The 20,993-nt window shown below is 50.5% G+C and carries 17 protein-coding genes; 9 read left to right on the forward strand and 8 right to left on the reverse strand.

Annotation, left to right across the window (positions count from 1 at the left end; all coding sequences use genetic code 11):
- Positions 1–125: 125 nt before the first annotated feature.
- From HMPREF0636_RS03710 to HMPREF0636_RS03745, 8 genes are all read right to left on the reverse strand, one after another.
- Entirely contained in the window at positions 126–701 is a 576-nt protein-coding gene (locus tag HMPREF0636_RS03710) for a superoxide dismutase (RefSeq protein ID WP_005467439.1), read from the reverse strand.
- Positions 702–781: 80 nt separating this feature from the next.
- Entirely contained in the window at positions 782–1,234 is a 453-nt protein-coding gene (locus HMPREF0636_RS03715) for a CYTH domain-containing protein (RefSeq protein WP_044168589.1), read from the reverse strand.
- A gap of 1 nt (position 1,235) precedes the next feature.
- Complete coding sequence (locus HMPREF0636_RS03720; protein ID WP_044168590.1) at positions 1,236–2,480, reverse strand: DUF2027 domain-containing protein; 1,245 nt, start codon at positions 2,478–2,480, stop codon at positions 1,236–1,238.
- Positions 2,477–3,499, reverse strand: coding sequence for a DUF6427 family protein (locus HMPREF0636_RS03725; RefSeq protein WP_044168591.1), 1,023 nt, complete (start codon positions 3,497–3,499; stop codon positions 2,477–2,479). Before HMPREF0636_RS03725 ends, HMPREF0636_RS03720 begins: the two co-directional genes overlap by 4 nt.
- A 99-nt stretch (positions 3,500–3,598) precedes the next feature.
- Positions 3,599–4,894: a phosphoribosylamine--glycine ligase gene (purD, locus tag HMPREF0636_RS03730; protein ID WP_044168592.1), complete on the reverse strand. Its 1,296-nt coding sequence runs from the start codon at positions 4,892–4,894 to the stop codon at positions 3,599–3,601.
- A gap of 35 nt (positions 4,895–4,929) precedes the next feature.
- Positions 4,930–7,101, reverse strand: a complete 2,172-nt coding sequence (locus tag HMPREF0636_RS03735) for a S9 family peptidase (protein ID WP_044168594.1) — start codon at positions 7,099–7,101, stop codon at positions 4,930–4,932.
- A gap of 157 nt (positions 7,102–7,258) precedes the next feature.
- Complete coding sequence (locus HMPREF0636_RS03740) at positions 7,259–7,678, reverse strand: 6-pyruvoyl trahydropterin synthase family protein (RefSeq protein WP_005467445.1); 420 nt, start codon at positions 7,676–7,678, stop codon at positions 7,259–7,261.
- 184 nt (positions 7,679–7,862) lie between these two features.
- Positions 7,863–8,114: a type B 50S ribosomal protein L31 gene (locus HMPREF0636_RS03745; protein WP_005467446.1), complete on the reverse strand. Its 252-nt coding sequence runs from the start codon at positions 8,112–8,114 to the stop codon at positions 7,863–7,865.
- 689 nt (positions 8,115–8,803) lie between these two features.
- Here HMPREF0636_RS03745 and gap point away from each other — a divergent pair.
- From gap to HMPREF0636_RS03795, 9 genes are all read left to right on the forward strand, one after another.
- Positions 8,804–9,808, forward strand: a complete 1,005-nt coding sequence (gap, locus tag HMPREF0636_RS03750) for a type I glyceraldehyde-3-phosphate dehydrogenase (RefSeq protein ID WP_005467449.1) — start codon at positions 8,804–8,806, stop codon at positions 9,806–9,808.
- Between the two features lie 141 nt (positions 9,809–9,949).
- A complete protein-coding gene (locus HMPREF0636_RS03755; RefSeq protein WP_044168595.1) occupies positions 9,950–10,861 on the forward strand; it encodes an Abi family protein in 912 nt (303 codons plus the stop codon).
- A gap of 547 nt (positions 10,862–11,408) precedes the next feature.
- Positions 11,409–11,882, forward strand: coding sequence for an HU family DNA-binding protein (locus HMPREF0636_RS03760; protein WP_044168596.1), 474 nt, complete (start codon positions 11,409–11,411; stop codon positions 11,880–11,882).
- Positions 11,883–12,107: 225 nt separating this feature from the next.
- Positions 12,108–13,964 (forward strand): ABC transporter ATP-binding protein, encoded by a 1,857-nt coding sequence (locus HMPREF0636_RS03765; RefSeq protein ID WP_044168598.1) that lies wholly within the window; start codon positions 12,108–12,110, stop codon positions 13,962–13,964.
- Positions 13,965–13,979: 15 nt separating this feature from the next.
- Entirely contained in the window at positions 13,980–16,502 is a 2,523-nt protein-coding gene (locus HMPREF0636_RS08205) for an AAA family ATPase (protein WP_052328732.1), read from the forward strand.
- Positions 16,499–17,068: an RNA polymerase sigma factor gene (locus HMPREF0636_RS03775; protein ID WP_044168599.1), complete on the forward strand. Its 570-nt coding sequence runs from the start codon at positions 16,499–16,501 to the stop codon at positions 17,066–17,068. The genes HMPREF0636_RS08205 and HMPREF0636_RS03775 overlap by 4 nt, the downstream gene beginning before the upstream one ends.
- A 56-nt stretch (positions 17,069–17,124) precedes the next feature.
- The gene (locus tag HMPREF0636_RS08210) at positions 17,125–17,532 is read left to right on the forward strand and encodes a hypothetical protein (RefSeq protein ID WP_052328733.1); all 408 of its coding nucleotides are present in this window, start codon (positions 17,125–17,127) and stop codon (positions 17,530–17,532) included.
- An 11-nt stretch (positions 17,533–17,543) separates the two neighbouring features.
- Entirely contained in the window at positions 17,544–18,182 is a 639-nt protein-coding gene (locus tag HMPREF0636_RS03785; protein WP_044168600.1) for a hypothetical protein, read from the forward strand.
- Between the two features lie 974 nt (positions 18,183–19,156).
- Positions 19,157–20,971 (forward strand): thiol-activated cytolysin family protein, encoded by a 1,815-nt coding sequence (locus tag HMPREF0636_RS03795; RefSeq protein WP_081748394.1) that lies wholly within the window; start codon positions 19,157–19,159, stop codon positions 20,969–20,971.
- Positions 20,972–20,993: the final 22 nt, after the last annotated feature.

A 20,993-nucleotide genomic window follows, 5' to 3' on the forward strand; every position in this document is an offset into this window, starting at 1 on the left:
CTTGCCGAGGTGGGCAGAGAGTGGCGGAGAAGAGAAGAGGAGGAAGGGATGGCAGAGGAAAAGAAAAAATCCCTCAGACTAGGTGTAAAAGCTAGCCTGAGGGATCGAGGGTGGTAAGCTGGAGCTTAGTAGCGAGAGGCTACGACAGACCAGTCAATGATGCCCCATACATCCTTGATGTGATCGGCACGGCGGTTCTGGTAGCTCAAGTAGTAAGCATGCTCCCAAACGTCGATACCCATGAGCGGACGAAGTCCGTGTACGACAGGGTTGCTCCCGTTGGGCTCCTTCGTGATAACTAGTTCGCCATCAGCCTTAGCAGCTAGCCAAGCCCAGCCCGAGCCAAAGAGGGTAGTACACGCCGTAAGGAACTCCTGCTGAAACGCTTCAAAGCTGCCCCACTTAGCCTCGATGGCTGCGAGTAGCTTCCCCGTAGGAGCACCTCCAGCATTGGGGGCAAACTGTGTGAAGTATAGATTGTGATTGAGGGTCTGGCCTGCGTTGTTAAAGAGGGCACCTTCGCTCTTGCACACGATTTCCTCTAGCGAGGCATCAGCGAACTCCGTACCCTCGATGAGGCTATTGAGTGTATTAACGTAGCCTGCTAGATGCTTGCCGTGGTGGAAGGAGAGAGTCTCTGCGCTAATGGCGGGGGCGAGAGCGTCGGGAGCATAGGGGAGTTGAATAAGCTCGAACTTCATAGATTCTACTGTTTGAGTGATTATGCATTACGTAATACCCCTCCGAGAGGGGCTATACAAGCATAACTATGATACAGAGGCTATTGTTCCCCAGCTAGCCAGCCATTGTAGTAGCGTGGATTACCCGTAACCTCATCCCCAACCCATGGGGGAAGGGGGAAGGTCTCATCGAGGCTGGTGACCTCAAGTTCGGCTAGGATCAGTCCCTCATGTCTGCCCGAGAAGACATCTACCTCCCAGGTGTAACCTGCGTAGGGGACTAGGTAGCGGGTCTTGGTCAGTCGCCGAGGGCCACAGAGGGCAAGTAGTGCCTTGGCGTCGGAGAGGGGGATCTCGTATTCGTATTCCTCTCTTGCTAGACCGCTTTTGTCACTCCCTCCCTTGATGGTGAGGAAGCCTTGCTCGCCACGTACACGTACACGTAGGGTAGGGGGTGAGGCATGTAGATAGCCTTGGTCTATGGGGTAAGCCTCGGTAGCTTCGCTGAGGAAGTCCATAGAGCGTACGAGGAACTTATGCTCAATCTCCTGCATACTATCTGATTGTTACCTGAGTGGCACCATAGCCGTATTCTCTGAAGGAGGCGTCTTGATACGTGCAGCTCTTATACTTGTGCTTCAGCTCACGCTCTATGGAGCTACGTAGTACGCCGTCTCCCTTGCCGTGGATGAAGATGACCTTGCGCCCCTTATATGGAAGTTCCTCCTGCATGATGCGATGAAAGTACTCGATCTGATACTCGTGGATATCTGCACTCGACATACCAGCTGTTGTCTCTAGTAGGCTGTGGGCGTGCAGGTCAATGACCAGAGGTTCATTGGGATTTCTCTTGGGGGCAGGTTGCTTCTTGTGGGGCTGGCTTTTCTCTTTTGTAGAGGGGCTTTTTAGGGCTTCCTCTAGCTTAGCTGTCTCCACTTTTAGCTCCTCGGTAGCCCTGCCTCCCTCCAGCACGGGGATGAGCAGAGCATCGTCTTGGAAGAACTCATTCTCGGTGAAGCTATGCAGCTTAAAGAACTTGCGTGTGTCAAGGCGAAGACGTACGAGCTCTGGGTTAAGGAGCTTGAACGGACGCTGGTCATCGTAGGGGGCAAGCTGAAGGGCAAGCTGCTCCAGATCATTGAGCGAAGCAGGGGTAAACTCCTCTAGGAAGGCATCGCCATTGGGCTCAATTACCCCCGAGGCACGTAGCTTGTAACTTGTGCCGACACTGCTGAGGTAGGTGAAGAAGAGGCAGTAGTTGCTCTTATTCACGAGGTAGGCTTCGTAGCTGGTCAGCCCCAGCTGGGTGCGGTCTATGGGGAGGAAGGCTAGGTAAACACTTAGCTCTGAGTGATCAGGGAGGTAAGTGTAGGGCAAGCCCTTGGTGGGGAGATGCGGAGACTGTCCCAGAGTCTGTGCAGGGGAGCCTTCGGAGCTTACGGGGATACCTCCCTTGGGGTTACGGGGATACCTCTCTTGAGGTTGTGAGGATACCTCTCTCGAGGTTACGGGGATACCTTTTCTCGTGGAGTGGGAGGCGTTGCCTTGAGTTCGTCCTAGTTCCCCTCCAGAGCTGGAGGATTTGAGTTTATCCTGGATGACCTTGGGGGGGCGGATAGCTGGGATAAAAGTGTCGTCCTTCTCTACGACGACACAGTCCTTGAGGGGCGTGGGAATCTCGAAGCCATCTTCATCCTCCACCCACGCCGTGTCGCCCGTGATACGGGCAACATGCCCTCCGCCGACAGCATTGAGGAAGCGTACCTCAGAGCCGACGTGTACGTTATGGGGATTATTCATTGTAGTATTGGTGCAAAGTGGGGTAGGGTAGCGTAGTATGTGTGGGCGAACATCATACCGAGTAGGGTAAGGAAGATCACTGCACGCAGGGCATAGGCGAGCTTGGGGGGGACGTCTGCCATCCCCCGAGCAAGGAGGAGGGAGAGTGGGATAACTGAGAGAGTGAGTAGCTCTGAGGCATGCGCACCGAAGATGAAGCTAAAGCCAATAAGCAGGAAGGCATCGAGCTGTAGAGCTCCAATCATACCTCGCTGGCGGATTTTCTCTCGCCCAAAGCTCCTCCTATAAAGCAAGCATCCTAAGGCTAAGAGGATAGTGAGCAGTAGGACATAAGTGAGACTTATACCTGAGATAGCGGGAAACTGTGTGGGGGTAAAGTCAAGGAATTGCTCGTAGAGATAGGCTAGGTAGTTGTTTAGCTCCCCTTGATCACATAGTAGGAGCAGGAAGGGAAGCAAGAGCCAGGCAGGCAAGAAAAGCCCAAGCAGCGTAGCTAGGATATTCCTCAGTGTGGCTAGGCGTAGGATGTATTGGGTGGTAATGACCAGCGGTGTAATGAGCAGGTAGATAGGATGAACCAGCGCCAGTGTACCGATGAGTAGGCCTGTGATTAGATAGGGAATGGGTTGCTCCTCCCTTCCCTCCCCTCCAAACGAGGTAAACAGGATGAGTGTCATCAAGAGAAGGGATGAACTCTTCAGCAGGGTGAGTCCTGGTAGGCTTAGGGCAAGTGTTGTGAGGAAGAGCAGCGCTACGGGATGCTCAGGCTTCCCCAAGAGTATATCCCGCTCACTGAGGTACACGATGACCAGATAAGAGAGCAGGATAGGAACAAGTGTCCCTAGACGTGCCGCTAGTGTACTGGGCTGAGAGAGCAGTATACCCCAGGGGAGGCTGCCGATGGCTGAGGGGAGCGGAGAAAAGGGAGAGAGCAGGTAAAGCGCAAGAAAGAGCGAGAGCCAAAGGACAAACTCATGCCAGTTGGCTCTATGTCTGCGTACGGGCTGTCTGTAAGACATCTATCGTTTGTGGGGGTGAAAGGGTAGAGGCTATGCCTTTACAGAAGGAAGCCTATGAGCCTGCCTGCAGAGGGCGAGGCTCATAGGCTGAAGATGAGGTTATTCGCCCTGGAGCTTGATGAGGTCTTGACCAATATCTCGGCGTAGGGCCTTGCCTCGATAATGCACTTGGTCAGCTAGATGGTAGCACCTGTCAAGTGCCTCCTGGAGCGTGGTGCCAAGGCAACTAGCTGTCAGTACTCGCCCTCCGCTGGTGACGAGATGCCCTGAGGCATCTTGCATGGTGCCAGCATGAAAGAGTGCCGAGTCAAACGTCGGCATATGTGGGTAGCTAATCGGGAAGCCCTTGGGGTAGTTCTCTGGGTAACCCTGTGAGACTAGCACAACAGTGGCTGCATATTCAGGTGATTCCTGGAGCTGATAGTCCCCGAGGTCCCCCATAGCCATGCGCTCCAGTAGCTCTACAAAGTCAGAGTCGATACGCAGCATGACGGATTCTGTCTCGGGGTCTCCCATGCGACAATTATACTCAATGACGTAGGGGTCACCTGATACATTCATGAGTCCGATGAAGATGAAGCCTCGGTAGTCAATCCCTTCTTTCTGTAGCCCCTCGATCGTGGGGCGAATGATGCGCTCTTCGACCTTCGCCATGAAAGCTTCGTCGGCGAATGCCACAGGGGAGACTGAACCCATACCGCCAGTGTTTGCCCCTGTATCTCCTTCGCCTATGCGCTTGTAGTCCTTAGCAACGGGGAGCACACGCCAGTTCTTGCCGTCGGTGGCAACGAAGACAGAGCACTCAATGCCAGAGAGGTACTCCTCGATGACCACACGGGCACTAGCCTCCCCAAAGCGCCCAGAGAGCATCCACTGTAGCTCTCGTCCAGCCTCCTCTAGAGTCTCAGCAATCACGACCCCCTTGCCGGCAGCCAGACCATCGGCCTTCAGTACATAGGGTGGTTGTAGCTCCTTCAGATACTCTAAGGCCTGTGTATAGCCAGCCTTGTCGAAGGTGCGGTAGCTGGCTGTCGGGATATTGTAGCGAAGCATGAAGGCCTTACTGAATTCCTTGCTCCCTTCAATCTGAGCACCTTTGGCATCAGGCCCCACGATAAGTAGGTTGTGCATCCCCTTCTTAGTACGTAGATAGTCCACTAGCCCTTCGACTAAGGGGACCTCTGGCCCTACAACGAGGAGATTGATATTTAGTTTGGTGATGAGCTCCGCAATCGCAGGGAAATCCGTCACGCCAACTTCAGGGAAGCATGTCCCATAGGGTGCCATGCCTGGGTTTCCTGGAGCTATATACAATTCCCTCAGACGAGGACTACGAGCCATGCGCCAAGCTAGGGCATGCTCTCGCCCTCCAGACCCTAATAGAAGTATATTCATATATGTCGTGGTATAATTATCGTGAATGGTGAGGACTAAAGATGATCCTTGAAGAAACGTGTGATTACCCCATTGAGGTGTACACGATCTGCTCCCCGTACGTTATGCTCGTGCTCTGGGTAGATCATGTAGTCGGGGTAAGTGTCTGCCTTCACGCAAGCCTCTACGAAGAGCTGTGTGTGTTGCCAGAGGACAACCGGGTCAATCGTCCCATGGATCAAAAGGAGGCGTCCCCGTAAGTCTTTAGCCCGAAGTGCGAGGTTTGTCGCCTTGTACCCTTCTGGATTTTCCTGGGGTGTGTCCATATAGCGCTCGCCGTACATAGCTTCGTAGCGACTCCAGTCCATCACAGCACCACCCGCTACACCGACCTTGAAGGTCTCGGGGTGTGTGAGCATGAGGTTGGTTGTCATGAATCCCCCATAGCTCCAGCCATAGACACCGATACGATTAGTATCTACGTAGGGCAAGCTCTTGAGGAAGTCTACGCCTCGCATCTGGTCAGCCATCTCATGGAGGCCAAGGTGACGATGTATGACTTGCTCAAAGGCTGTGCCTCGAGCATCTGAGCCTCGTCCATCGATGGTGAAGAGCACATAGCCCTGTGTGGCCATATAGAGATCCCAGCCAAGAGAGCCTGCATGGAAGCGGTTCTGCACGAGCTGAGCATGTGGACCGTTGTAGACGTAGACGATGGTAGGATACTTCTTCGTTGGATCGAAGTTCGTGGGCTTAATCAGGCGATAGTGCAGGTCTGTCTTGCCATCGTCTGCCTTGATTGTCCCGAGGATAATCTCTGGCGTAATGTAGCTAGCCTCGGGGTTGTCTGACTGATAGAGCCTTTGGTCTCTGCCTGTAGCTGTCGAGACCAACCTGTTCTCCCGCACGTCATGAAGTGACTCGAAGGTGTCGAGGAGGTATTTCCCACTCTTCGATGCTGAGGCTATGTGCCAGCCAGGCTGAGGTGTGAGGAGCTTCTTCCCCTTCCCATCAATACTGATTCGGTAAGCGACACGGTTGATTGGGCTTTGCTCTGTCGAGGTGTAAAGTAGAGTCTTCCCCCCATCTGCAAAGCCAAGGAAGCTAATGACCTCAAAGTCTCCCTTGGTAATTTGCCCAAGGAGCTTACCCGAGGTTGTATATCGATAGAGATGGGAGAAGCCGTCACGGCGTGTTTGCCAAATGAATTCATTTGGACGGTTAGGTATGAAGTAGAGTGGGTGCTGAGGCTCAATATACTTCTCGTTCTCCTCAACGAAGAGTGTTTGTAGTGGCTCCCCTGTTTCAGCTGAATAGCTTTTCAGCTCCATACGGTTTTGCTGTCTGTTGACCTCTGCGATGTAAATCGTTTTACCCTCGGGAGACCAAGTGATGTTGGTTAGATATTTCTCCTTCGGTAGTCCTGTGTTCAGATAGATGGTCTTCCCCGTAGCCCTATTGTAGACCCCTACGGTGACGTGGTGAATGGGCATGCCTGCCATGGGATAGTAAAGGTCTTGGCGGGTTGCCTTGCGGGTGTTGGTATGTACGATGGGATAAGGTGCGACCATGCTTTGATCCATGCGGTAGAAAGCAAGCTGGCTACCATCGGGACTCCAGAATAGTCCACCATGGATGCCGAACTCGTTCTGATGTACCGAGCTGCCATAGACAAGTGTTGGGCTACCATCGGTGGTGACTTGTACCTCTTCGCCACGGCTTGTGGTGACATAGATGTTGTGGTCCTTGATGATAGCAGATGCCTCTAGCGTTGGAGCGAGGTCAAATGTTTTCTCACGCTTGGTGTCCTGCTCAAAGGTAGTGGTCAGTTGCTTCGTTCGTGGATCGAGGACGTAGTGCTTGCCTGAAAAAGTAATGAGCAAGTGGCGCTGGTCTCTACCAACCACTTGGAACGGGCTGAAGTACTTCGCTGTATTCCCTTTCGTGCCTTCCCCGATGAGAGCTAGGAGTTCGTCTTGTGTCAGCAGGGTGCGCTCTGCCTTCTTTGCTCCAGGTGTCCCGAGGATGAGGTTTCGCTCCTGGATATAGATGTAGTCATCACCGAGCCATTGTAGAGCTCTGAGCGAAGTAGGGCGGAGCTGTGAGGGGGACCCTGAGGTATATTCAGCGAGTGTGGGTGTGCGAGTGGCTTCTCGCTCCTGAGCAGAGGCAGAGGGAAGTGCTGTAGGGAGCATGACGAGTAGGGCTACGAGCGATCTGAGTTTCATTGTTCCTTAGCGTGATGTATTTGTCTGCAAGCAAAGATAGGTATTCTCATTGGTTTCTCTAGGGGAGATAAAAAGCCTGAGTGAAGCTGATTATAGGGCGATCACTCGCTCCCTTCACTCTCTTTGCTTCACCCTCTTGCCTGCCCCTAGGGTGTAGCTAGAGGCGACACGTGGCCGAGCATTTACGTGTCTCGTCTACACGGCAGCTCGTGAGTCGAATCCCCGTACCTGCCAGACATTGAGGCCCAACGACATGGACGAGATGCTGGGCTATCTGCTCTGCTGTGGGGTTGAAGGGGACGATGCAGAGATCCTCCGAGGCGATGCGTTGTAGCTCGGGTAGTAGTGGATCTTCCTGCCAGATCATCAAGCGATGATCCCAGTGTTCCTCGAGCCACTGACAGAGGCGATCGTTGATAAGCCCAAAGTCAATCACACGGCCAAGTGCATCAAGCTGGTCAGCCTCACAGACGAAATGGATGCGGTAGTTATGCCCGTGTAGGTGTCGGCATTTATTCTCATGTCCTACGACACGGTGTCCCATGCTGATGTCGTGATAACGCTCTGCTGTGATCATTGTCTCTGCTGTTTGTTTGCTTATTATTGCTTGCTTCTACTTAGGCAAAGATACGGTATCTGCCCCTCTATAAGTCAAGTGGCTATCCCATCACATCGATGAGATAGCCACTTGGTAAGGTCTGTGCTTTGCCTCTGGCTTGTACTTCACCGAAGGCTTTGCGTGCCCCTCATTGGGGTGCCTACTACTTCTTACGCTCTCCGTAGCGGCTCATGAACTTATCGACACGACCAGCCGTATCAACAAGCTTTGCCTTCCCAGTAAAGAAGGGGTGTGATGTGCTAGAGATTTCTACCTTGATCAGAGGATACTCTACGCCATCAACTACGATTGTTTCCTTCGCTGCCATCGTGGAGCGGGTGATAAAGATGTCTTCGTTTGACATATCCTTGAAGACTACGGGACGGTAGTTTTCAGGATGGATACCTTTCTTCATTCTTTCGTTATAACGTTATAATATTGTTGCTTACGCTGTTGCTTGTGGTAACCGTACGAGCGTTAATGGACTGCAAATATAGTGATAATTTATGGAATATCATAGCGATGTGCCTCTCTGTGTCTCATCCCTCATGCCTCGTGAAGAGGGAGCTTGGGGTAAGTGGGGCCGTGTTGGCGTTAGCCTAGGGATCAAGGTGCTGTGGTGTAGGTGTTGGGCTCTCTTCGAGTGGAAACACTACGGCTTCTTTATGCTGCCCTAGGGCGGTAAATGGATGCTGATTCTCAGTCCCTTATGGAGGGAGATGACGACTTACCACAACTCGTCGCGACGAGTTGTGGTAAGTCGCTTGAGCGAGTTATGGTAAGTCTTCGGAACGAGTTATGGTAACTCGTTGTGACGACTTATGGTAAGTCGTTCAGGGTGTCTCGTGGAGTGGGGGTATGTCTATTGATACATAGTGTGTTACGTCTTTGTTTGGGGTGTGGGAAGAGGACTTTTATAAGATTTTTGAGAAAGGTGCAGATTGTATGGACAAAATTCCGTAATTTTGTAGGGCAAAAAGGTTGCTTTCTGCTTGCAGATCAGGTGAAGAGGTTGTATTGACCTCAACTTTTAGGCATTGCGATGGAGTATCCTCGTTGCATAGTGACAAGTAATCAGAGTTTCTAACGATAAGAATAAGTAAGATGATTAAAGTTGGTATTAACGGCTTCGGACGTATTGGCCGTTTTGTCTTCCGTGCTGCCCAGAAGCGCAGCGACATCGAGATCGTAGGTATCAATGACCTGCTCGACGCAGAGTACATGGCCTACATGCTCAAGTACGATACGATGCATGGTCGTTTCGATGGTACTGTCGAAGTAAAGGACGGTAACCTCATCGTAAACGGTAAGACCATCCGTGTAACTGCAGAAAAGAATCCAGCTGACCTCAAGTGGTCTGCTATCGGTGCTGAATACGTAGTAGAATCAACAGGTCTCTTCCTAACCAAGGAAAAGGCTCAGGGACACATCGACGCAGGTGCTAAGTACGTCGTCATGTCTGCTCCCTCAAAGGACGATACCCCAATGTTCGTATGCGGTGTGAACACCGACAAGTACGTCAAGGGTACTCAGTTCGTCTCTAACGCTTCCTGCACCACGAACTGCCTTGCTCCTCTTGCTAAGGTGCTTCACGACAACTTCGGTATCACCGATGGTCTCATGACCACCGTTCACGCTACCACCGCTACGCAGAAGACCGTCGATGGTCCTAGCGTGAAGGACTGGCGTGGTGGCCGTGCTGCTGCTGGGAACATCATCCCCTCTAGCACCGGTGCTGCTAAGGCTGTAGGTAAGGTTATCCCCGAGCTCAATGGTAAGCTCACGGGTATGAGCTTCCGCGTTCCTACCCTCGACGTCTCTGTCGTTGACCTCACGGTGAACCTCGCTAAGCCTGCTACCTACGCAGAGATCTGCGAAGCTATCAAGAAGGCTTCTGAAGGTGAACTCAAGGGCATCCTCGGCTACACGGACGAGGACGTTGTATCTAGCGACTTCCTCGGCGACACTCGCACGTCTATCTTCGACGCTAAGGCTGGTATCGCTCTTACCGACAAGTTCGTTAAGCTCGTTAGCTGGTACGACAACGAAATCGGTTACTCCAACAAGGTCCTTGACCTCGTAGCTCACATGGCTAAGGTAAACGGCTAAGCCACTACCCCAAGCAACCATAAGTCTACAGCCCCGCACTACGTCAGGTAGTGCGGGGCTGTTGCGTTTCTTCAGCTTGTACAGACATTGTATCTTTGTCTCATCGTAATACTATGTTAGAGCAAACTTAACTATAGTTAGATGGAGAAAAAAGCAACAACACTAGATGAGCAAATTCAGCTGATGCGCAGTCGGGGGATACAGATAGAAGATGAAGGCAAAGCTAAAGAATACCTTATGGATATTGGCTACTACAGGCTTGGCTTCTATATGTTCCCCTACGAGAAGAGCTATCCCAATCTAAGTAGACGGACACATGAGGTAGCCGAGGGAACTCGAATCGAAGATGCTGTCCGCCTTTATTACTTCGACTATGACCTACACACCATCTTGAGCAAATATCTACGCAGAATAGAGGTTGCACTCCGAACCAAGATGATTTATGAAATATCTAATCGCTACCCTGAGAACCCTGTCTGGTTCGTAGATCCAGAGGTTATAGAAGATCAGTTTATTAGGACTTTTGATAAGAAGATATATACAACCCTCAAGCGGGGTAGTGACGCAATCAAGCACCACCATAAGACACACCCTAGGGATACCTATCCTCCAGCCTGGAAGGTAATAGAGTTTATGACATTCGGATCGGTAGAATGTCTATATAATAGCTTGATTAAAGGTTCTGACAAGAGTGTCATAAGTCGCCACTTTGGTATAAAGAATACTTTAACCTTCTCTGCCTATCTGATGGTTTGTCGCCACTTGCGGAATATCTGCGCTCATGGAGGACGACTCTTTGATTACCACCCACATTATCAGATAGCGACAAAGCCTGCCTCTCTGATGAATAGCGACCAGTATTACCTAAGTGGATGCCTCAAGGTCGTCTCATATCTACTTGGGGAGATCTCTCACAACCGCAAGAAAGAGATGATGGACGAATTGGGTACAGCAGCAAGATGCCTTTTAGAACATTCTCCTAGAGCCCAAGAGACCCTTCTTAATACCTCTCATATCAACTTGAAGGATCTTGCAAGCGGAGCAAGCTTATAAGTAGATTAATCTACCTAGATTAAAAAATGTACTATCTTTGTGGTAGAATACAGTGTAGGTGTATTACCTAAGTCGTGTACACAAGGCACTCTAAAATCCTGCAACGCCCTAGTACTGCTTCAGTGCTGGGGCGTTTTGCTTTTAGTAGGAGAGTGAAAATATGATTATGGCAGGGCAGCGTCAGGGGCGTTAGATAAAGTTTGTATCGTTTGCCCTAAATGGGAAAAGAGATTATCTCTCCTCGCGCGCGTACACTATTTATATGGAGAGATGAAGATGGATGTGGATGCTCTGTTAAGGAATGAAAAACTTTTGGGGAGAGTTATAGTAACTCGGCATGAATTTCTTTGGGGGGCTTGGTGGACTAAAAAACTCATTCTACCTTTGTCTTGTCGAAAGGGATAAACCTCAAAACGGCTAGAGTATACCGAGGATCACTCCTATATATTTGGTGCACCAAGTGACCCGAAGCGTACCTGTCTGATATGAGGGGAAACCTGAGATGGAAACGACTACCTATGTATTCTTTTTTATTTAAGTAACTACTATGATTCACTTTGAAGTAAAGTCCAAGAAGCTCAATCTTGGCAAGCGTAAAGGACAGACTGTCTTCTATGCAAAGCGCAAGCACTATGATCGTGTTTCTCTCAAAGAAGTAGAGAACGAAATCGTCTACTCTACGTCACTCACCCATGCCGATGTCCGAGCTGCTATCTCAGCCCTCTCTCGCTTCGTCCTCCGTGCCCTGGAGGAAGGTCGAGCTGTAGATCTTGGCGAGCTGGGCTCACTCCGTGTCACCGTCCCCGTACGTATGGTGGATAAGGAGGAGGACGTCACCCTCCACTCCCTTCGCCATCCCGTGGTGCGATTTGCTCCGAAGGCGGATATGCGTCGGTCAGCACAGCGAGTCTCCATCGGGGTTCACAACCCCAAGGCAAAGGATGCTAAGCCCAAGACTCCTCAGCCAGGGAAACCTGGTGCTGATAGTGGCCAGCCTGGTGGCGGAGGTGTAGGTATATAGCCTCTGTATAGCCCCTTTGGGGATCCATCTAGCCCCTACCGCATATTCAAGATGTATGTGGTAGGGGCTTCTTTTTGGTTTATTGAGGTGGAGAGAGGGGGCTTTGCCACAAGGGAGTGAGCGGAAAGTCGTAACTTTGGTATAATTATTGTATTCATTTCGGTGTGCCATCTAGCCGTTATAATAAAGTCAAGTAGGCTAGAGTGGCATTGTTAATGATTTTGGATGAAAGATATTTTGATGCTTGTGCAGCGATTTATTGCCCCTAAATACAAGGGGCTTTTATCTCTCGCTGTCTTCTTTAATATACTTAGTGCGCTACTTAATCTTGTGGCGTTCTCCCTCGTGATGCCGATCTTAAATATCCTCTTCCAGATCGAGGGTCGGGTCACGACGTTTATTCCTTGGTCAACGCTTGACCTAGCCTCTCAAGAGGGATGGAGACAACTACCCCAGGTACTGTCTCACAACTTTGGTTATGCTGTCTCTAATATGATCGAGACGAAGGGTGGCTCCTATACGCTCATTGTACTCGGGGTGTACCTTGTCCTGATGACGATGCTCAAGGTTGGGGCTACCTATCTTGGAGGGTTCTTCCTGATCCCAATGCGTACAGGGGTGGTGCGTGACCTTCGCAATATGATGAATCGTAAGATCCTCTCACTACCCCTTGCCTTCTTCAGCGAGGAGCGTAAAGGAGATGTGCTGGCTCGTATCACAGGTGATGTTGGGGAGGTGGAGAACTCTGTGATGAGTTCGCTTGACCTGCTCCTAAAAAATCCCATCCTAATCACTGTGTACCTTGGGTCGATGTTTATCATTAGCTGGGAGCTCACCCTCTTTGTAATCTTTGTCCTGCCCATCGCAGGGTTTATCATGGGACGAGTGGGGAAGTCGCTCAAGCGTACAAGCCTAGAGGCTCAGAATCAGTCCGGAGAGTTGATTAGCCAAGTGGAGGAAACGCTAGGAGGTCTTCGCATTGTGAAGGCTTTCACAGCAGAGGAGTATGTGGCTAGGCGATTTGAGACGCTCAATGAGAAGCTCAGACGTACGGTCATCGGTGTAGGGCGTAGGCAGCTCTTAGCACATCCGATGAGTGAGTTCTTGGGCACGATTGCTATCGTCATAGTCCTTTGGTATGGAGGTTCACTCATTCTTGCTCAATCAAGTGAGATTACAGCCTCTACGTTCATTTATTACCTCGTTATCTTCTACAGCCTCATTAATCCACTCAAGGAGCTGAGCAAAGGTCTCTATGCTATTCGAAGGGGGATGGCTTCGATGGAGCGTGTCGATCGTATTCTAAAGGCTGAGAGCACAATCTTAGACCCTGAGTACCCAATGCCCGTGACCTTCCAGGACGCAATCGAGCTACATCATGTATCCTTTCGCTATGCCGAGGAATGGGTTCTTCGGGATGTAAACCTCAAGATTCGCAAGGGACAAACGGTGGCTCTTGTTGGCCACTCGGGATCGGGTAAAACCACGCTTGTTGATCTTATCCCACGCTTCTACGATGTAGTGGAGGGGAGCATCACGATTGATGGCGTTGATATAAGGGATGTCGCTGTACAAGACCTCAGACATCTGATGGGGAATGTAAACCAAGATCCCATTCTATTCAACGGCTCGGTCTTTGACAACATAGCTTTTGGAATCGAAGATGCTACAGAGGAGGCTGTACGGCGTGCCGCAGAGGTGGCTCATGCTGACGAATTCATTGATGTGCTTCCTGATGGCTATCAGACGAATATTGGAGACCGAGGTGGTAAGCTCTCGGGAGGGCAACGCCAGCGTCTCTCTATAGCACGTGCAGTCTATAAAAACCCCCCAATTCTCATCCTTGATGAGGCAACATCAGCTCTTGACACCAAGAGTGAACGCCTTGTACAGAGTGCTCTAGATCGGCTGATGACAGGACGCACAACGATTGTCATTGCCCACCGCCTCTCTACAATCGTTCATGCGGATCTTATCTGTGTTGTCGATGGTGGACGTATTGTGGAGCAAGGTACACATGAGGAGCTACTAGCACTAAATGGTCATTACGCTAAGCTCCATGCTATCCAGGTTAAGGCTTAGTAAGCAAAGGAAAAGATGAAGTATAACTATACAGACACCTTTCGCTCAGCCCTTGAGTTAGCCTCTGAGCAAGCTCGTGAGCTCGGGGTGTCGGAGGTCAATCCCAATCTCCTCCTCTGGGGCATATTGAAAGAAGGCACAAGTGCCGCTATCAAGTTCTTTAATGACCGTGGCCTCTCTCACCTTGAGCTGATGCGCCGACTAGAGGAAATGCTGGAGCGGGGATCTGGGACTGCTTCGGAGCCCATCTTATACAACGTAGAGGCACACGAGACCATTGCACGTGCTGCTGAGATTTCGACCCTTTTAGGTGATAAGGCTATAAGTCCATTACACCTCCTATTGAGCATCTATTTCAGTGAAGAGACTACAATTCTCTCCTCCTATCTGGTTGCACACGACATTGTACCCCAGCGTGACTCTCTGCTCTCTCGTGTGGAGGGTGGACTTAGTGGACACCAGCAGGGGATGACTGAGCATGCAGATATGCCCTCAGAGGGGGAGCTACAGATGTCCTCGGCGAAGTCTCTACTTGGGAGGGCACACATCACAGCTGTACGCCTTGATGAGAACTTCAAGCCTGTATCCGCTTTTGCCAAAGGACCGGATGGTGAGACTTCGATTGATGGGGAGGCAATGCTTCGTATGCTCAAAGGGCTCGCAGACCATTTGGAGTCTGTAGATGCAGAGCAAGGGGGTAATGCCAATAGTCACTTCCCGTTTGCAGACTTTGGGGTAGATTTAGTTGAGCGCCTCCAGCGAGAAGAGAAAGAGCCTGACACTTGTGTTGGGCGGGAGAATCAGTTAGCACATCTTCAGCAGCTGCTCCTTCGGTATAAGAAGTGTAGCCCAATAATTATAGGTGAACCTAAGGTTGGTAAGACCGAAGTTGTACGTCAGCTTGCTCGGATGATTGCCCGTGGTGATGAGCTGCCCGAAGGCTTCCCATATAGGCATATCCTACAGCTGAGTATGGCGAGGCTTTTTGCTGGCTCACAGTTTCAAGGGGGGGTAGAGAGCTCTGTTCGTTCGCTTGTGGAGGCTCTGCGTAGTCACCCAGAGGTACTTCTTTTCATTGATGATATTCATCTGATGAAGTCTGGGGGGCGAGGCTCCAGTGTTGATGCTGCTGAGCTGATTTTCTCTGCCCTAGAGCTTCATGGGCTTCGCCTAATAGGTACAGCTACGAGTAGTGGCTTCTCTCAGAGTATTGATGATAGTGATTTGATGTCGCGCTACTGCTATCCAATCCTCGTTGAGCCCTTAACAAAAGAGCAGACTCACCAAGTCCTCCTTGCTAAGAGTCGCCTATATGGAGACTTCTTTGGTATAGACTTGCAGCCCCTCCTTGAGCGTATTCTTATACTCTCCGAGCGGTATATGCCTGCTCTTCCATACCCTTACAAGGCGATTGAGCTCATGGATGCCACTGGTGCAGAGGTCCGAACTCGTATCAAACGTGCAGACCTTAACCGAGGGCAAATGGAGTTTGGATATACTGAGGATGATGTCGATCAAGCTCTTGCCCGGCTTACAGGCCTTCCTTTAGAGCGCATTACAACAGAGAGTGAGCTGAAGCGCCTCATCGGCCTACCACACTATCTGAAAGAGCGTGTCATTGGGCAGGATAAGGCAGTGGAAGCGATTGCCCGTACCGTGCAGCGATCACGTCTTGGACTGCGAGATAGCCGTCGCCCTATTGCTTCAATGCTTTTCCTCGGACCGACAGGAGTTGGGAAGACGTATCTAGCAAAAGCCCTTGCCCGCGAGGTCTTCGGGAGTGAGGATGCTATGGTTCGCATCGATATGAGTGAATTCTCTGAGCGTTTTGCCGTCTCTCGTCTCATCGGATCACCACCGGGATACGTAGGCTTTGGTGAAGGAGGAGAGCTGACCCAGCCGATACGCACGAAGCCCTATTCCCTTGTCCTCCTAGACGAGATAGAGAAAGCCCACCCGGACACATATAATATTCTCTTGCAGGTCTTCGAGGATGGTCGTCTGACCGATACGGAGGGTAACGTGGTGGACTTCCGCAATACGATTGTGATCATGACCAGTAATGTGGGTTCTCGTCAAGCTCAAGACTTTGCTCGAGGGGTTGGCTTTGCTGAGCTGTCGGACGAAGCCACACGCAGTGAGGGTATTATACGGAAGGCACTACAGCGGACATTTAGCCCTGAATTCCTCAACCGTTTGGATGAAGTCATTGCCTTCGAGCCTCTCTCTGATGACGCCCTTGTCCGCATCCTTGAGCTGGAGTTAGCACAGTTGAAGGAGCGCGTGACCCAGCAAGGATATAATGTAAAGGTATCACCTGAGGCTTGCCGAGTGCTTGCTCTCCGCGACAACGATCGTACAATGGGTGCGCGCCCAATCCGCCGTACGCTCCAGCACACCGTAGAGGATAAGCTCCTCTCCTACATACTAGAGGGGAAACTCAATGAAGGGGAAACACTCTCCATCGCTCTAGGGCGAGATAAGATGCTCCGCTACAGTGTCACTCGCCCCCGACGCCAAGTAAAGAACCACCGATGACTACCCCACTGATTACCGAAGAAGAATTGCAACGCCAGCTTGCCGAGCCTAGCTCTCGGCGGGTGGCGTTTTCTCTTGTTGTGCGTCTCTACTCCAAGCAGATCTATTGGCAGATTCGCCGTATGGTCTATTCGCATGAAGATGCAGACGACCTTGTTCAGAATACGTTCATTAAGGCGTGGGAGGCGATAGAAGGCTTCCGTGGAGAAGCGAAGGTCTCGACTTGGCTGTATCGCATTGCCACTTACGAGGCGCTGAACTTCCTGAAAAAACGTCGCAGTGAGGAGGAGCATCGCATTAGCCCGAGTGAAGAGGCTGATGCTGCGTATTTATTGTCTCGACTCCATGCAGATGAGTACTTCGATGCGGATGAAGTAGAGGAACGCTTTCAGAAAGCCATCCTTACCCTTCCTGCCAAGCAGCAACTGGTCTTCCGACTGCGCTACTATGATGAGATGCCTTACGAGCAAATGTCTAAGCTGACGGGAACGAGTGAGGGCGCTCTCAAAGCATCCTACCACCACGCTCATCGCAAGATTCTTGAGCTTCTTGATGCTGAAGAATAAACCTTTCCCTTAATATCTTGTCTCACCCATTGAAGTCTAGTGCTTCACAGTTATATATGGATAAGCAAACCAAACTTCCGACCCCTGAAGAGAGTCGTCAGCACTACTCCGTCCCTGAGGGCTATTTTGATAGGCTCGAGGAGCGTATCCTCGCTCGTCTACCCGAGACCCCGCAGGAGGATAACCCCGAGCATGCACGTCCTTCACTATGGATACGTGTACGTCCGATCGTTTATCTGGCGGCTGTCTTCGTCTCGATGAACCTCATCTTCCGCACCTTTTTCAGCCCAGCACATAAGGAAGGCACTCAGCGGGTCGCTACTACGACTGCTGAGGTGCAGGACGAAGACTACAGTGCCTATTATGCCGAATATGGAGGGCAGGTCGCTGCGTATGATGCTGATAAATCTCTCTTCTTGGGTGAAGCAGGCTTTGCTTCGACTTCGTATTCTAGTTACTATTAACTCTATTGTTTATGATGAAGAAGATTGTCTATGGCCTCCTCACGATTGCTCTGGGGGTAGGTCTTACTGCCGAGGCCCAGCAGACAGGCTCTCACTGGAGGCGAGATAGGGCGAGGTATGAGCAGCGTCTTGACCACCAGCGACAGCGTCTTGCCCTGCTTCATGAGCGACTGCAAGAGCAAAGGCACGAGCGAGCTAGGGCAAGGCACGAGCGTCTTTTGGCTCAGAAGCAAGAGCAATCCACAGCGAAACGTGAACGCCCTCGTGGCAATAAGCAGGAGCGTATGGCCTCGATGCGTGAGCGTATCCGAGCAGAGAAGCGAGCCTATCTCATCCAACACCTCGAGCTGACGGAAAAGGAAGCCGATGGAGTCATGTCCATCCTCAACGAGCTAGACGAGAAACGTTTCCAGCTCTGGCGTGAAGGCGAAGCCCTCGGTGGTCGTGTCCGCAAGTCTGACAAGACGCTCACCGAAGAAGAACTAAACGCCTTCCTTGAGCAATCCCTCTCGGCTCGCATCAAGGAAGCTGAGCTTGAGAAGGCCTACTATCTACGTTGCCGTACTGTCCTCCCGGTACAGAAGGCTGTTCGTCTGCCCCATGTTTGCCGGGCTTTTGCTCGTCGTTTTTTTGAGCAACATAAGCACTAGTGTTGGTAGCCTCTGTAGCACCAGGTGCAGAGGTGAGTCCACAGAGAGCTAGAGTTGAGCATACCGCTATCTAGCATCTACATTTGGCAACCTGCTTAGATTAAAGTCTCAGTCTCCTAATAAGGCTTTGGTCTTATTCTCTCTGCATCCTTATTGATTGCTTCGGATGCGCCCCCTATTCTCCGTCCCCTCATCGAGGCTCTGAGTAGGGGGCTTTATTTTTTGATGTAAGTGGCCATGGATAATATGAGGAAATTCGTTATGCCTTTAGGTGAGATGGGTAATCGACTGTGTGCCAGAGGGAAATGTTTTTGTTGAATCTGCTTTTAATGAGTTGCCATAACTCGTTTCAGAGAGTTATGGTAACTCGTCTGAGCGAGTTATGGTAACTCGTCTGAGCGAGTTGTGGTAAGTCGCTCCAACGACTTATGGTAACTCGTTTTGATGACTTATGGTAACTCTCTACCTACCCTTCTGGGGTATGGTGGAGGAAGTTGGTATACTTCGTACTTTGGCTTTGGGGGCTTCTCATGTCTCATCTCGGACGGGTAGAGGTCTTGTAGATATTTAAGCTGAGATTTTCCTGGATGAGAAGTGGAATGATGTGTGTTCTAGGAAGGTTGTCTTTGTTTAACTTGTTGATAATAAGTATCTGTTTTGAATTTCAGAGTGAAGATTATTTGCTTACCTTTGTGGGAGAAGAACGTTCCTTGCTATGGTACATAGAGGAGCAAACATAAGCAAAGATATAGAAAGAGAGGCTACTCCCTTCAGTCTCTTTGTGTGCCTAATAAATGCACCATCCATCCCGCTCCTATCAGTCCCCACTCTATGCTCTGTGATCAAGTCTGATCACCATCCTACCCTCAAAGAGGTAGTGAGGTACATGCAAGTCCCATGGCCCCTCCTCCGCTCTATGTAAAGTAAACTACTGCAGTTGTAGCATGTAAGCACCGAAGAAAATACGTGAAGATATGAGACTTACAAACCAAACGAATTTCCTATTTCTCTTCCTGATGACTTTAGCTCTTTGCCTTGTGGTAAGTTGCAAGAGCCGAGAGATAGATCCCCAGCCTACCGAGAGTCCCGAGCACACCTACTGGAGAAATAGTATCGACTCGGTGCTATCTATTGGTGGTGAACTTATCCAAGGAAAACTCCGAGCCGTCGAGCCCAAAGAGACGAGGTATGATATCACTGAGGGAGGGAAGCCTGTCGTAGAGCATAAGGGTAGCGATAGCTATGATGTCGTCCGTCCAGGCTACTATAGGAAGATACGGAGAATCTTTGATTTCTACGGTTACCGTACGGATGACGACTATATTCCTAAACTGAGCGAAGAGGCTATCTGGCCGGGGAATATTATTCATGTTAAGTCTCTCAAGAGCTCTCAAATCGAGAGTCTTAGAGAATTAAATGAATACCGATGTCCAGGGCGTGTGACGATGGCCGTTGTCAATGGCTCGAGGGATCTTACTCGTGAGTTGACCGACTTTCGCTTCTCTGAGGTGACAAAGCAGATTAACTCACTCGTTGCAGCAAATGAGGGTGAGCTACCCGCCAATCTTGAGTATAGCATCCACACGGTACGTACGCTGGGTGAGGCTGCCTACTACCTACGTGTGCCACAGAGTGAGCTAGAGAATGGTAAGAAATACAAAGAGTTTCGTGCCGTACGCTGGACGGATAATACGCTGAAGTTTATCCTGACCTTTAGACAAAAGTTCTTTACGCTCGTCTATGATACTCCAGAGACAGGTTCAGCTCTTTTCAAACCTAGCCTTACTGCGGAGAAGCTCAGTAGCTACACGGGTAAAGGTGATCCATTGGGCTATGTCTCCTCTGTGACCTATGGGCGTCGCTTCGTAGCACTCGTTGAGGAGACACGCCGTACCTACAGCGATAGCACCGAGCTCAAGCAAATCCTAGAGAAACAGCTCCCCAGTGGTGATCGGATTAAAAACATTGGACGTAAAGTGCTGGATAAACTCCCGAATACGAAGCAGACCCTTCGGAATGTGAGGATATACCTTCACCTAGAGGGAGGCCGAGATATCTTTACGACAGATGTTAGTATGCTTCCTTCAATGGCTGAGCTGAATAAGTTCCTTATCTCTACCGCAACGGGTGCACATATTCGCTATGGTATCCCGATTACTTGTACCATCAAGTATCTAAAGAACCTGAAGACCGTTATCATACCTCATAAGATGGAGGGACGTTACTCCTTCGATGACTACGAGCCAGAGGAAGACGACAACAAGATCATCATCTCTGGGCTAAGGCTCGAGGGAAAAGGTGCGGGGAAATACGCAGAGCCTGGAGCAAACTATGATGAGATTAGCAATAGGTCAAGTGTCCACATTAAGCATATCCAAGTGTCGTATAGCACGGATAACAAGGAGGAGAATGTGATTGACGTGGCTGCTCGACTTAGGGATTACCCACAGAGCTATCAGGATGGATTTACGCATTACTTCCCCAACATCGAGCTTCCAGCCTTTGGTAAGACTCCTGTCGGACATATTAGATTGAGTATTAACCTGTTGTATAAGACGGTCCGCTATGCGGGCGGATACGAGTACGATCCGCCCCAGGATATTGTGCGGAGCATAGAATTTCGTTACAGTCCTACACGAGGCTGGTTCATAGAGGATGATGGTAAGGTAAGTGCCGTGGATGCCCCCTTCCAACGTCTCGGATACAAGGGGTCTCATCGGTTCTGCCCGATTGAGTTTACGCTCCACTACCATCTAAGTACACAGCTGAAAGGCTCCCTTAATGAGTAGTCTAGATATAGAAGCATTATTC

Source organism: Porphyromonas catoniae ATCC 51270 (assembly GCF_000565015.1).
Taxonomy (GTDB): Bacteria; Bacteroidota; Bacteroidia; order Bacteroidales; family Porphyromonadaceae; genus Porphyromonas; species Porphyromonas catoniae.

Coding starts and splice junctions, on each gene's coding strand:
- gap (WP_005467449.1), top strand. CDS start 8,804: ATGATTAAAGTTGGTATTAACGGCTTCGGACGTATTGGCCGTTTTGTC.
- HMPREF0636_RS03765 (WP_044168598.1), top strand. CDS start 12,108: ATGAAAGATATTTTGATGCTTGTGCAGCGATTTATTGCCCCTAAATAC.
- HMPREF0636_RS03710 (WP_005467439.1), bottom strand. CDS start 701: ATGAAGTTCGAGCTTATTCAACTCCCCTATGCTCCCGACGCTCTCGCC.
- HMPREF0636_RS03775 (WP_044168599.1), top strand. CDS start 16,499: ATGACTACCCCACTGATTACCGAAGAAGAATTGCAACGCCAGCTTGCC.
- HMPREF0636_RS03715 (WP_044168589.1), bottom strand. CDS start 1,234: ATGCAGGAGATTGAGCATAAGTTCCTCGTACGCTCTATGGACTTCCTC.
- HMPREF0636_RS03735 (WP_044168594.1), bottom strand. CDS start 7,101: ATGAAACTCAGATCGCTCGTAGCCCTACTCGTCATGCTCCCTACAGCA.
- purD (WP_044168592.1), bottom strand. CDS start 4,894: ATGAATATACTTCTATTAGGGTCTGGAGGGCGAGAGCATGCCCTAGCT.
- HMPREF0636_RS03720 (WP_044168590.1), bottom strand. CDS start 2,480: ATGAATAATCCCCATAACGTACACGTCGGCTCTGAGGTACGCTTCCTC.
- HMPREF0636_RS03745 (WP_005467446.1), bottom strand. CDS start 8,114: ATGAAGAAAGGTATCCATCCTGAAAACTACCGTCCCGTAGTCTTCAAG.
- HMPREF0636_RS03785 (WP_044168600.1), top strand. CDS start 17,544: ATGATGAAGAAGATTGTCTATGGCCTCCTCACGATTGCTCTGGGGGTA.
- HMPREF0636_RS03725 (WP_044168591.1), bottom strand. CDS start 3,499: ATGTCTTACAGACAGCCCGTACGCAGACATAGAGCCAACTGGCATGAG.
- HMPREF0636_RS03740 (WP_005467445.1), bottom strand. CDS start 7,678: ATGATCACAGCAGAGCGTTATCACGACATCAGCATGGGACACCGTGTC.
- HMPREF0636_RS03760 (WP_044168596.1), top strand. CDS start 11,409: ATGATTCACTTTGAAGTAAAGTCCAAGAAGCTCAATCTTGGCAAGCGT.
- HMPREF0636_RS03755 (WP_044168595.1), top strand. CDS start 9,950: ATGGAGAAAAAAGCAACAACACTAGATGAGCAAATTCAGCTGATGCGC.
- HMPREF0636_RS08210 (WP_052328733.1), top strand. CDS start 17,125: ATGGATAAGCAAACCAAACTTCCGACCCCTGAAGAGAGTCGTCAGCAC.
- HMPREF0636_RS08205 (WP_052328732.1), top strand. CDS start 13,980: ATGAAGTATAACTATACAGACACCTTTCGCTCAGCCCTTGAGTTAGCC.
- HMPREF0636_RS03795 (WP_081748394.1), top strand. CDS start 19,157: ATGAGACTTACAAACCAAACGAATTTCCTATTTCTCTTCCTGATGACT.